The 11,825-nt window shown below is 36.2% G+C and carries 13 protein-coding genes; 4 read left to right on the top strand and 9 right to left on the bottom strand.

Features of this window, described 5'->3' with window-relative positions; all coding sequences use genetic code 11:
- On the top strand, positions 1-283 hold a 283-nt coding region (locus LBH98_08255; protein ID MDR0304739.1), incomplete at its 5' end, for a hypothetical protein.
- A gap of 94 nt (positions 284-377) precedes the next feature.
- On the opposite strand, the gene LBH98_08250 is transcribed toward LBH98_08255, so the two are convergent.
- The 7 genes from LBH98_08250 to LBH98_08220 all read right to left on the bottom strand — a co-directional run bounded on the left by LBH98_08250 (position 378) and on the right by LBH98_08220 (position 6,068).
- Positions 378-545: a hypothetical protein gene (locus LBH98_08250; GenBank protein ID MDR0304738.1), complete on the bottom strand. Its 168-nt coding sequence runs from the start codon at positions 543-545 to the stop codon at positions 378-380.
- Positions 546-570: 25 nt separating this feature from the next.
- Positions 571-780, bottom strand: coding sequence for a hypothetical protein (locus LBH98_08245; GenBank protein ID MDR0304737.1), 210 nt, complete (start codon positions 778-780; stop codon positions 571-573).
- Between the two features lie 191 nt (positions 781-971).
- A complete protein-coding gene (locus tag LBH98_08240) occupies positions 972-1,448 on the bottom strand; it encodes a hypothetical protein (GenBank protein ID MDR0304736.1) in 477 nt (158 codons plus the stop codon).
- Positions 1,448-1,846, bottom strand: a complete 399-nt coding sequence (locus LBH98_08235; GenBank protein MDR0304735.1) for a response regulator — start codon at positions 1,844-1,846, stop codon at positions 1,448-1,450. The genes LBH98_08240 and LBH98_08235 overlap by 1 nt, the downstream gene beginning before the upstream one ends.
- A 23-nt stretch (positions 1,847-1,869) precedes the next feature.
- The gene (locus LBH98_08230) at positions 1,870-2,367 is read right to left on the bottom strand and encodes a chemotaxis protein CheD (GenBank protein MDR0304734.1); all 498 of its coding nucleotides are present in this window, start codon (positions 2,365-2,367) and stop codon (positions 1,870-1,872) included.
- Between the two features lie 72 nt (positions 2,368-2,439).
- Entirely contained in the window at positions 2,440-3,291 is an 852-nt protein-coding gene (locus LBH98_08225) for a protein-glutamate O-methyltransferase CheR (GenBank protein ID MDR0304733.1), read from the bottom strand.
- A 2-nt stretch (positions 3,292-3,293) separates the two neighbouring features.
- Positions 3,294-6,068 carry a chemotaxis protein CheA gene (locus tag LBH98_08220; GenBank protein ID MDR0304732.1) on the bottom strand — a complete coding sequence of 925 codons (2,775 nt, stop codon included), beginning with the start codon at positions 6,066-6,068 and terminating at the stop codon, positions 3,294-3,296.
- A gap of 156 nt (positions 6,069-6,224) precedes the next feature.
- Between LBH98_08220 and LBH98_08215 the strand changes: the two genes are divergently transcribed.
- The 3 genes from LBH98_08215 to LBH98_08205 are packed head-to-tail and all read left to right on the top strand — an operon-like array spanning position 6,225 to position 9,657.
- On the top strand, positions 6,225-8,171 hold the full coding sequence (locus LBH98_08215) for a fructose-1,6-bisphosphatase (protein ID MDR0304731.1): 1,947 nt from the start codon (positions 6,225-6,227) through the stop codon (positions 8,169-8,171).
- Entirely contained in the window at positions 8,172-9,050 is an 879-nt protein-coding gene (locus LBH98_08210; protein ID MDR0304730.1) for an Hsp33 family molecular chaperone HslO, read from the top strand.
- A 49-nt stretch (positions 9,051-9,099) separates the two neighbouring features.
- Positions 9,100-9,657, top strand: a complete 558-nt coding sequence (locus tag LBH98_08205; protein MDR0304729.1) for an STAS domain-containing protein — start codon at positions 9,100-9,102, stop codon at positions 9,655-9,657.
- Here the strand turns inward: LBH98_08205 and LBH98_08200 are convergent.
- Together LBH98_08200 and LBH98_08195 are read right to left on the bottom strand one after the other, a co-directional pair.
- Positions 9,647-10,825: a hypothetical protein gene (locus tag LBH98_08200; GenBank protein ID MDR0304728.1), complete on the bottom strand. Its 1,179-nt coding sequence runs from the start codon at positions 10,823-10,825 to the stop codon at positions 9,647-9,649. The two genes, LBH98_08205 and LBH98_08200, sit on opposite strands and share 11 nt — an antisense overlap.
- Before the next feature lie 198 nt (positions 10,826-11,023).
- The coding region (locus LBH98_08195) for a hypothetical protein (GenBank protein ID MDR0304727.1) at positions 11,024-11,825 on the bottom strand (802 nt) is incomplete at its 5' end.

The following is an 11,825-nucleotide window of genomic DNA, read 5'->3' as shown; positions in this document are numbered from 1 at the left end:
AATCGAAATTTATTACCTGCCTGATAAAAAATGCGTAGAGTTAAAATCATGGAAACTGTATCTTAATTCGTTTAGAAACATCGGAACGTTTCACGAAAGAGCGATAAATTTTATTTTTGCCGAACTTACCAGAAATCTTTCGCCGCGCTGGCTTCGCGTAGTAGGAAATTTTTTTCCGCGCGGTAACGTGAATACGACGGTGGTAGTCGAAAGCCCGACTTCTCGTCCCGCCTGCGCAGAATCTGTTTTTGAAAATTTAAAATCGCATGTCAGAGAGTTTTAGATAAAAGATATGCTTTTATAAGATTTTCTTGCTTTCTTGCAAAAATAATATTATTTCATAATTATATACATCTTTACACTAAATATTCTTTTAATCACTTTTTTAATTTTCCTGTCCCACCACAAACAGGACATGTTTCTCTATTATAATTGTTGTCAAAGAATATATATCCTTTACCATCACATCTACCGCATTCTATTTCTGTAGAACACCCATTTAAAAGTACAATTACTGCGATTAAAGCAATACAAAATTTTCTCATACGCTCCTCTGAAACGTTAAAAACGTTACTTATTTCTTGATTTCTTAGGCACAGGAATATTACCTTTTACATTAACATCAACTTTATCTTCTGAAATTTGAACTGTTGTTCTTTCAATTAAAGGTTTATTAGTTGTAACATCAAATTTAACACAGTCTTTTGTAATTTTTGGATTGTCTATTCTAACTGGTTTTTTATTATACTTGTCTATTATATTTTCTATCCCATTTTTCATTGGTTGTGTAGGATTTTTAATGATTTTCTTAATCTCTTCGATTCTTTGTTGTTTAGCCGCTTTGTTCTGCTAATTGCCGTTGTAACTCTTGTTTAGTCATTTAATACTCCTTATATAAAATTGTTTATTATAAAATAATATATTCCAAGAAATTTTTCATTATATTTTGTGTAAAATTGTATATAATTGTCTTAAATTTTTGTTATAGCGATAGTAAGCGAGTAATTGTCGTCGGCGATATATTTTTTTACTATGAACGATCTTTTGTTTATCGACTTTCCTATTTCAAATTCCGGAATTTCCAAAATGAACGGACCGACGAGCATTTCTATGTTGCGCATTAAATTCCCTGCAATAGTATTTAACAATTCCATAGCAATATCAATAACTATACTGCCGGTCATTTCCGATTCAGTTCCCGGTACAGTGATATCTGCAGAAATCTTCTCCAATAAATCTTGTGGAACAAGTAATTCCATGGAATATATTGCGGGAGCGGTTTTTATTAAAATACTTCCGGTAATATATTCTGTAGTATTTTTGGGTATAATAATATTAGAGCTTATTTCATCGTTAACCGATAGAAAAGTAATTGTTTCAACAGCATAGGAAACAGCGTTATACATTATTTCAGGAAGCGCTACCACTTCGTCTAATGTTTTAAACATTACCATTCTCCTTCTTCATTATTATTGTTCCCGAGTAATTTATTTGCGATATTTACAACGTCCGGCGGAGTAAATGGTTTTGAAATAATTGAATCTACGCCAAGATTTTCTAATTCTGTACGCTGAGCGGCATTTCCCGCACTAGTCATAACAATGATAGGAACGGAATTTAATCTTGGATTTGCTTTAATTCTTTTCACTAATTCTATTCCGTCGCATTTTGGCATATTCATATCGGTCACGATTAAATCCGGTAGTAAATCTTTTAAAATATTTATTACCTCAAGACCGTTTGAGGATTCAATAAACTCACATTCGGGAATTCCTGTAATCTGAATACATCTAATCATAAACGCTCTGGCAAGAGCCGAATCATCTGCAATAAGTATTTTTGGCATTTTATTATTAACCTTCCTTATTTTTATATTTTCCAGTTTTTCTTGTTAGGACTTGATATTTCCACTACCCCATTTTCTTGATATAGGGTTACGGTTCTTGAAAAGTCGCCGCCTGTATCGTCGGAACGCGGAGCAAGTCCATATTTCCATAAGTACTTTTTTATAGCCAATGCGTTACGTTTCCCTATATTAAAAGTTCCTTCCTTATCGGCAATGTTAGCGCCACCGCATATTTTCACAATCAAATCATATGGAGATGAAAGTATTCCGCCTGCCGCATTTCTCATTGCGTTAAACAACGCCGGTATCGCAGTGTCGGCGAAATATCCCGGAAGCGTTTCTGCTTTTGTGGGAGAAGTCGTCGATTCTGGAAGTGCGACATGCGCCATTCCTACGCAGTGAGTCCTTCTGTCTAGGATAATCACCGCTACGCAAGATCCCAATGCGTACGTCTTTATTATCGCCCCTTTTTGAGCCGACGCACCTAGATCTCCAACCCCAAGAATCATAGCGCTATTCATTGAATCCTTTCACAATTTTACACATCATGTGCGGTAAAATATTATAATCCTAATAAAATATGCAATACCGAATTATACTTTCTGGTATATAGCCGACTGGACTTGTTTAAAATTAGAACCGAGTCCGTTAAGCGTTTCGGAATGCCCTATAAACAAATATCCGCCGACGCGAAGTTGATCGTAAAGTTTTTTTGTTAATTCTATTTTTGTTTTTTCATCAAAATATATCATTACGTTTCGACAAAAAATCATGTCAAAGTCACCTTTGAATGGGAATATATTTGTTATTAAATTGAATTTCCTAAACATTACCCCTTTGCGCAACGATTCTTTAACTCTATAATATCCGTTTTCAACGTCGAAATATTCTTTGAGAGTCGCTTTGTCTATTTTATCAACTCTTTCAAAAGGATAAATACCGGCAATCGCTTCTCTAAGAGCGTCCTCTGAAATGTCCGTCGCCAAAAGTCCGGTTTCCCATAGAGGATAATCACGCCCAAGAAAACGCATTAGGTGTATCATAATCGTATATGGTTCATCGCCTCGCGACGCCGCCGCACACCATAATTTTATTTTGCGAATTCCTTGTTTTGTGCGTAACGTTTTTGCTTCCGGCAATGCGATTTTTTCAAAAAATTCAAAATGCCTATACTCGCGATAAAAAAAAGTATGGTTTGTCGAAATGCGGTTCACTAATTCGTTTAGAGCGTCTTTTCCTTTTTCGGTCTGCAAATAATTTATATATTCTATAAAAGTTTTGAATTTATGAATTTTCAAAACTTTTTGAAGCCGACTTATAACTAAGCTTCTTTTTGATTCTGTGAGGTTTATTCCAAAATTTTGATACACTAATACGGAAATTTTTCTAAACTCCGAATCGCTGATAGGAATTACTTTTGAAATTATGCTTTCTTCTTCTTGCATACTCACTCCTCGTCATTGTTCTTTTTGGTTGTATTTTTAGCGGGCGGTATTCTTTGTTCTTTATTAACATTTTCAAGAGCCATGTCGGCTAACGTTTTAGTTTCAAGGATTAGTGCAATAGAACCGTCTCCTAAAATAGTGCAGCCATTTGTTCCGCGCGCCTTATTTACGTAACTTGAAAGTCCCTTTATAACGATTTGTTGTTGTCCTACGATACAATCTACTAAAAGTGCGATGGAGGTTCCGGCTTCTTCAATTATAATCAATATGCCGTCTTCAGGCGTTCCTTTGTTGTTATTGTTGAACAAATTACCGACTTTAATAACCGGAATAAGGTTGTCTTTGTATTTTAGAATTTCTTCATGTTCCGGCGAATAAGTTATGTTTCTTTTGTCATATCGCAAACTTTGCTTAATTGTGAGTGTAGGAACAACGTATAACGAATCGGAAACCTTTACTATCATTCCGTCGATTATTGCCAACGTAAGCGGAATACGGATTGTAAATTCCGTCCCTTGTCCTTCTTGTGTCGTTATAAAAATTTGTCCGTGCAGGTCCTCAACATTTTTTTGGACAACGTCCATTCCGACTCCGCGTCCGGAAACGTCTGAAATAATACTTGCGGTTGAAAACCCTGGGTATAAAATCAATTGCCAAACGTCGTTGTCAGTGAGCTGATCGTCTATAGAAATTAGTCCCAATTCAACAGCTTTATCCAAAATCTTTTTTTTGTTAAGTCCCTGTCCGTCGTCTTTTACGGAAATCCATACAGCGCCGCCTCTGTGTTCGGCTGTAATCGTTATCGTCCCAGTTTCTTTTTTACCGGCGGCGATTCGTTCTTTCGACATTTCAATTCCATGGTCGCATGCGTTTCTTATGATATGGACAAGAGGGTCGTTTATTAATTCAAAAACAGATTTATCTACATCCGTATTTTCACCTATTATAACCAAATCAATTTTTTTATTTACAACTTTTGACAAATCGTGAACAAGCCTTGACATCTTTTTGAAAAGTCCGCTCAAAGGAATCATTCTCAGAGACATTGCCGCATCTTGTAAATCGTTGCATATTCTTCGCAATTGGTGAACTCCGCGGTGATACGATTCATCGGTAATAGCCGCAACCGACGGATTTCGTGTAACCATAGATTCCGATATAACCAATTCTCCTACCAAATTCATAATAGTTTCTAATTTATTTAGATTAACGCGCAGGTCTTGTTTTACGGGAATCATATCGTTTGCAGAAGATTTTGAGATGACGCTGTCTATGACAATAGCCGTTTCTTTTACGTCTTGTATTTCTTTTTTCACTTTATTCTCTGTATTTTCATGTGTTTTGCTTTCAGAAACAAAACATTCTGGGAAAACCTGAATCGCTTTTTTTGTGTATTCGTAAACGTCAGGAATAGATGCGTTGCCGGTTTGCTCAAAAGCAGAAATTACATTACGTAAGACATCCAAAAAATTTAGAAGAAATGAAATAGATTTGCCGTCTGCCGCAATTTTTTGCTCTCGCATGAATTGCATAACTGTTTCCATCGTATGACCTATGATTTTTGGGTCTTCCAATTGCATAAAGCCGCAATTTCCTTTAAACGAATGAATGTAACGGTAAGCGTTATTTATTATTTCTTGTTCAAATCCGTTTTTTTCCAAAAGAAGAAAAGCTTCTTCCGCAGAAGAAAGTTGTTCGTTTGAATCCGAAATGAAGTTTTGTTTCATTTCTTCCGTTATAATTAATTTGTTGATCTCATCTTTCATTTGCGCTGCATTTTTTATTGAAAAAACCGGGGTATTTTCTTTTTTTTCGGCGGTTTCTTTTACAGGTTTAGTTGTTGGTTTTTCCGTAGAAACTATTTTTACCGTTTCTTTTTCAATTTTTGCGGTAACATTTATTTTTTCAGATACAAGCGGTTCTATTTTTTGCGTTTGTTTCTCAACTATAGAATTCTGCGGCTCTACAGGTTCGACGCCGAACGCCGTTGGAAATTTATTTTTTGCTTTTTCTATCAGCATATCTAAATCTTTTACGATTCCTTTTTCGCCGCATTCCAATTTTGAAACCGTTTCTCTAACGACATCCAAATAACTTAAAAGAAAAGAGACGTTTTCATTATCGACCGTTATTATTTTTTCACGGATTTCACCCATTATTGTTTCCATTACGTGACACAAATTCTGCAATTGATATAGATGGATAAAGCCGCAATTTCCTTTTATGCTGTGAATATTTCGGTAAGCTGTATTTACAACGTTTTGATTGAATCCTTTTTTTGACAAAAGGAGAAAATTTTCTTCAGCGGAAGCTATATGCTCTGCTGTGTCGGCAATAAAATCCGGAAGAATTTCGTAATCTATTTCAGGAATATCGGTCTTCTCGTAGAAAATTCCGTTTTCTATATTTTGAGCGGTTTGGATTAATGAGTTTATTGAATTTTCGTCTATATTTCCGGAATTTTTTCTTGTTGCGGAAATAGTTTCAGATAATTTTTCTAATAAATTTTGTATGGAATTTATCAATTGATGTGATAGTTTCAATTTTTTGTTTTTTACGGAGGAATTAATTTTGTCAATTTGTTTAAGACATTTCGCAATTGATGTCAATCCTATAAATTCTGCCGATTTTGTAAGGTTTGATGTATGTTTGTGAATAATATCAAACGAGTTGTCGTTTGCGTCCGCTGAGAAATTTTTAAGCAAGATTGAAATTTCCGACAAAATACTTACGGCACCGTTTACAAATTCCTGAACTAATTCTTTGTTTACAGCCATACGCGTACTTTCTTAGTGAAATTAACTTAATATTGTATTAAAAATATGATTTTTTTGTAATTGTGTGTGAAAAAAAGTGATAATATTAAATTTTTGTTGTTTTTTGCTTTTTTTGAGTGGAAAAAGTATTTTATATACGAAATAAAAAGGACTTTTATGCGTAACGAATATTTGAAATTATTGGCGCAATCTTATCCGACCGTGGATGCGGTTTGTACGGAAATAATAAATTTACAGGCAATTTTGTCGCTTCCTAAAGGGACGGAACATTTTATCAGCGATATTCACGGCGAATACGAGGCGTTTAGTCACATTTTGCGCAACTCTTCGGGGATTATCCGTTCAAAGTTAGAACGACTTTTTGAAAAGGAAATGACCGAAAAACAAATTCGCGAACTTGCGACTTTAATTTATTATCCTAAAGAAAAATTAGCGCTGATTCGTAAGGAAAAAATTGATTTGTCGGAATGGTATTTAATAACTCTTCACCGTCTAATAAGATTTTTCAGCGCCGTTTCCGAAAAATATACACGCTCAAAAGTAAAAAAAACGTTGCCTAAAGAATTTTCGTTCATAATTGACGAATTGGTTTATGAACATAAAGGCGAAAAAGAAAATTATTACGACAATATAATTCGAGAAATAATAAATCTTGACCGAGCGGACGCTTTTATTGTCGCTCTTGCCGAGACAATTCAGATTTTTGCGGTTGACCATCTTCATATAATCGGAGATATTTTTGATAGAGGTCCGCTTGCTCACAAAATTATGGATGTTCTTACTAAATATCATCATGTCGATATTCAGTGGGGAAATCACGACGTCATTTGGATGGGCGCCGCCGCCGGCAGCGATATTTGCGTGGCGGAAGTTTTGCGGATTTCGCTTAGATACGGCAATTTCACGACAATTGAGCAAGGGTACGGAATCTCTTTACGCCCTCTTGCTGTCTTTGCTTTGCGTACATATGTAAAAGATGAATGCGTTATATATCAGCCGAAAACCGAAAGCGGTATGTTTTCGGAACGCGAAAAACGCGAACTTGCCAAAATGCACAAGGCGATTGCGATAATTCGTTTCAAACTTGAGGGCGAGTTGATTATGCGTCGTCCGAAATGGAATTTGGAAAAACGGCTTTTGCTTTCAAAAATCGACTATTTGAGAAACGTTATAACAATTGATAACGTTGAATACCCCATAAACGATAAAGATGGGTTTTGTACAATTGATCCTAACGCTCCTTACAAACTGACTGCAGCCGAGCGGGAATTGATGGAAGAAATGAAAAACGCTTTTACTCAAAGTGAAAAATTACAGTTTCACGCGAGGTTTTTGTTTTCGCATGGAAGTATGTATTTGTGTATGAACGATAATTTGCTGTTTCACGGATGTATTCCATTAAATCCTGACGGAACGTTGAAAGAAATTGAAATGTTCGGGAAAAAATACAAAGGTAAAGAACTTTTTGACAATTTTGATAAATATGCGCGGCAGGGTTTTTTTTCAACTGATGCAAAATCCAAATTACTCGGACAGGATTTACTATGGTATTTATGGTCGGGAGAAAATTCTCCGATTTTTGCAAAAGATAAAATGGCGACTTTTGAACGGTATTATATAAGCGATAAAGAACTTCACGTCGAAAAGAAAAATCCTTATTACGATTATCGCGACAACGAAGCGGTTTGCGACAAAATTCTTTTGGAATTCGGATTAGACCCGCAATACTCGCACATAATAAACGGGCATATTCCCGTAAAAGTGAAAAAAGGCGAGAAACCAAGTAAGGCAAACGGAAAACTTATGGTTATTGATGGCGGATTCTCAAAAGCGTATCACTCGATCACGGGCATCGGCGGTTATACTTTAATTTTCAATTCATGGGGAATATCGCTTGTTTCACACGAACCGTTTTCATCTACCGAAGACGCAATTTTGCACGGAACGGACATTGTTTCCACCCGTGATATTGTTGAGTTTAACCGAAAACGAATTTTGATTTGCGATACCGACGTCGGTTTGGAATTGAAGGAAAAAATAAACAACTTACGCGAATTACTTGCGACATATCGCAACGGAACAATTAGCGAAGAGAAGAAATAAATGCCGGATTATCTACTAAAAGCAATCTCAAAATCGGGGAAAATAAGGGCGTATGCGGCAATTACGACCGATACGGTAAATTGCGCCTGCAAAATTCAAAATCCCGCGGCGCTTTCAGAAATTATTCTGGGGAACGTCCTTACCGCAGCCGGACTTGTTGCAGGAACGCTAAAAGGAAAACGTGACAGGGTTTCGCTTTCGTTTCGTGGGAACGGAAGAATCGGCAAAGCGATCTCGGAAGCGACATCTGACGGTAAAATTCGCGGATATACCGCAAATCCGCAGACAGAATTTGTCGCCGGGGGCAATGTGAAAACACAACTGAATCAAAGTGTCGGAACGGCGTCTCTGCTTACCGTGACAAAAGATTTGGGACTTAAACAGCCATATTCTGGGACGATAAATTGCATAACCGGAGACATAGGCGCTGACGTCGCTTATTATTTTACGCAATCCGAGCAAATTCCAAGCGCCGTTGCAGTTTCGACAATTCCAAACGAAAAAAATAGCGCCGTAGTATCTGGGGGATATTTGATTCAAAAAATTCCTGACGGCGATGATTTTACAAAAGACGATACTTCTGAATTAGATGTAATTATTCAAAATATAAATTACGGAATTTCGTTTAATTCTATGCTTGAAAGAAATTTTACGCCGGAAAAAATTTTAAAAAATTTATTTTCAGATGTAAAATATGAGATTCTGGATAGTATAAATTTATCTTTTGAATGCACTTGCAGTAAGGAAATGTCGCTTTCGGCTATGCGACTGTTTGACGATGAAACAAAGAAAGAAATTATTGCTTTAAACGAGAAAATTGAAATTGTTTGTGAATTTTGCAAAAACATTTATTATATTTCATCTGTGGATTTAAAGTAATCATTATTTTTTATGTAGAAATTTGACTTAACAATATTGGTGGTTAAATATGGATGATAAGGTCAAAGGTAATGTATTAGTTTGTACTGATGATGTCGGCGTATGTAAAATCAAACTTGTCGGGAGTGTCCGGTATGATTCAAGTATGAAAGGGTTTATGGATTTTGTAAAAGCCGAGATTATTGACAAAGACATAGAAGATGTCATTATTGATATGAGGGATTGTGAATATATAGATAGTTCAGATATAGGCGTTTTAGCGCAGATAGGATTAACGCAGCAGGAAAAAGGGGCGAAAAAACCGATAATCATTTATTCCGGTCCAAAAGAAGCGTCAAGTGTTTTACAGGCGATCACGGATGTTAATGTAAATTCTCTTTTTGAGATTTTTGTTGATGCAGAAGTCGGAAATGATAATTATAATGAATTAAAAAATTCTTATTGCAATCAGCATGAATTTTCAAAATTAATGTATAAAAATCACAAACTTTTAAGTGATTTGAATGAATCTAATAGAAAAAGGTTTGAATCGGTTTTAAAGTATTTGGGAGAATCCGCTTCTTTGTCTGATAGAAAAACTAAACATATTCCGAAAATTACCAAATAAAAATACCGTTTACTATATCGTGATAGAAATTGAGCGCTTTCGGTTCCGCCTTTTGAGTTGTTTCAAGTGAAACAAGAATGCGGATTTTCATCGGTTTTATTCCTTTAGTTGTATTTTTCGTAGTGAAAAACTGTTGCGAATTTCCATCGGTTTCATAGTCGTAAAGCGTGTAGATAACCGACTTGCCGGAAACTCCGCGAATTACATTATATTGTCCGCCTCTTACAGAAATCGCGTTTTTACGAAACGGCGGCTTTATTTCCGAAACAAAGTCGAATCGATTGTACACAATTGATAAAAGATATTCAAAAAGCGATTGATTTTGTCTGCTTCTGTCGATTGTTATTTTATAAACCGCCGGGTGAAGCGCCGCCTTATTGGGCTCCCAAAGCGCGGGAATTTTTATTTCTTTTAGAAATTTTTCATCAATTCCCAAGTTAAATTTATACTCATTTTCATTGTATAACTTTGGATATTTTATTTGAAAATTTTCAATGAACATGTACTTTTCGGTAAAAATAAAACTGATAATTTCATCTTTTTCATCACTTTCCCACAGTGACAAAATAGGTTTTGTTTCTTTAGGTGAAAAATAAAATTCGTTTTGATTAAAATTGTAATCGTTACTGTTTTTCACTACGAAACATTTTCTTGATAATTGCGAATATTCGTTAACAAACGACGATGAAACGTTTGAAAAAGAATAGAGTGAATCTAAAACGGCAAATCCTTCCGCTACTCTCCCAGCCTTGATTTTATTGACTCCGTAAAGCCAAAACGCCTCATATTTTTTTGGGAATTCTTTTTGAATAATTTTGCAGATAGAATCGCAGACGAAATATCCTTTTTCGTTTTCCAACTGATAAAAATAGTGCCAAAGTAATGCCTGCGTAAAATAAATCGTCCATAAATCTTCCGCCCAAACCCGTGAATTTAATTGATTTATCACCGAATCTATTTGCGCCCAAATCAATTGTTTTTTAATGGGATGTTTCCAATCTTTCGACCAATCGCTTGCAAACGGCTCTACAGAATAGTGAATTTTTTCCAGCAAATCGTCAATGGTGTACGATGATACATAAACCGGTGGAATATCTTTAACGGATATTGCAAACGAAAAATTATAAAAAATTATAATAACTATAATTGTTGTAATTATTTTTGACATTATTTATATCCTCGCCTGTTTTCTCGTTTGCAGTGTTGCAGTATATTTCAGGTGTTTGAGAAAATACAGACAGGTAGAAAAATAGTAATATTATAGAAAATTTTGTTTTCATAAATTTATACTATCCTTTAATTTTGCAAGAAAATAACGTCTTCATCCGTTTGGATGAAGACGTTATCAATCTAATTAAACATAAAACTACTCAGCCGCCAAATGCTGCAGCGTCGCAATTCTCGCTCTGTTTTCTGCATCTGCCGAAGCGATAAGTTTTTCGTACGCTTCGGGGTTTGCTTTTTGCAGAATTCTGAAGCGGTTTTCGCTTGCGGTGAATTCACTAAGCGGGGCGGTCGGCTCTTTACTGTCGATGGTGAGCGGATTTTTACCTTCTAGCGCTTTTTCCGGATTGTAGCGGTAAAGCACCATATGTCCTGTTTCGATTGCTTTTTTCGCTCCGTTCACGCCGTTGCTCATTGAGATTCCGTGCGCTACGCAGTGGGAATAAGCGATAATCAGCGACGGACCGTCGTACGCTTCCGCTTCAAGCATCGCCTTTACGATTTGTCCCGGGTTTGCAAGTGAAACCCGGGCTACATAGACATAGCCGTAAGAACGACCGATTGCACCTAAGTCTTTTTTGCCGACAGGTTTTCCGCCTGCGGCAAATTTGGCGACCGCACCTTTCGGCGTCGCTTTACTCGCTTGTCCGCCCGTATTTGAATAAACTTCGGTGTCCATAACCAAAATATTTACATTTTTTCCGCTTGCGATGACGTGGTCAAGACCGCCGAAACCTATGTCGTAAGCCCATCCGTCGCCGCCAAGCGCCCAAACGCTTTTTTTCACCAAGTAATCGGATATACTCAAAAATTCTTTGCCGAAATCGCAATTTTCGCTTGCTTTACCAACTTCATTTTCAAAAAATTTCTTGACTTTTTCAACTTTTGTGCGAACCGTTTCGATTTCCGCTTGCGTTTTTTGCGGAGCGTCAATAATTTCTTTA

The sequence above is a fragment of the Chitinispirillales bacterium genome (assembly GCA_031254455.1).
Taxonomy (GTDB): domain Bacteria; phylum Fibrobacterota; class Chitinivibrionia; order Chitinivibrionales; family Chitinivibrionaceae; genus WRFX01.
Note: the sequence above shows the minus strand (reverse complement) of the source record. Positions and strands in the feature narration are given on the sequence as shown.